The 605-nt window shown below is 32.9% G+C and carries 2 protein-coding genes; both read right to left on the reverse strand.

The window, feature by feature from the left end; genetic code table 11:
• Nucleotides 1–356, reverse strand: a 356-nt coding sequence (locus AADEFJLK_RS23730) for a hypothetical protein (protein ID WP_146054754.1), incomplete at its 3' end; no start/stop codon positions are given.
• Nucleotides 349–605 (reverse strand): hypothetical protein (locus AADEFJLK_RS25375; RefSeq protein WP_211299345.1); only part of this gene is annotated, 257 nt, incomplete at its 5' end. The genes AADEFJLK_RS25375 and AADEFJLK_RS23730, both read right to left, overlap by 8 nt.

A 605-nucleotide genomic window follows, 5' to 3' on the forward strand; every position in this document is an offset into this window, starting at 1 on the left:
GCACCATCTGGCATCGAGTTGACTTTATTTAAAACCTCCGCAAATCCTATTTCAGATAGATAATCATATAAATTTTCCCCTGCGTCAATAGTAGACTTGAGTATCGTTTTAAAAAATATTTGTGTAGCTTCATCGGGAGCCGCTTCTAAAGGTTTTTCTAAATTCATCCAAGAATTTGTTTCCCAATCAAAATTAATTATTCCTGCAATATCATTAGTAAACTGCGTTAAACCTATATCCATATCCAAATTAGAGGATGTCCAGTGTAGCTCATTATTTTTATATATCTCACAAGTAATACTAGTTAAGCAAGGAAAGCTTATAATATTAATTTTAACTTTGAAGACATCAGGCATAGTGTTCTTCCTTGCTAATTCGACACTCGAAATTCTTAACCCTCTGATTAACATTGTCTAAATCCAATAATATTGGCTCCTCAAATTTATTTGGTAGTGTCTGATCAAGATGATCTACCAGACTTATTTCGAGGAAGAATGAATAAACAACTAACCCTCTTACATCAATAATGATATTAAAACCGTGGCTTCCTTCTTTTTTGCTAATACTTCCTGCGCAAAACTCAAATCGCAATTCTTCGATAATTT

It is taken from the genome of Methylovulum psychrotolerans (genome assembly GCF_002923755.1).
Taxonomy (GTDB): domain Bacteria; phylum Pseudomonadota; class Gammaproteobacteria; order Methylococcales; family Methylomonadaceae; genus Methylovulum; species Methylovulum psychrotolerans.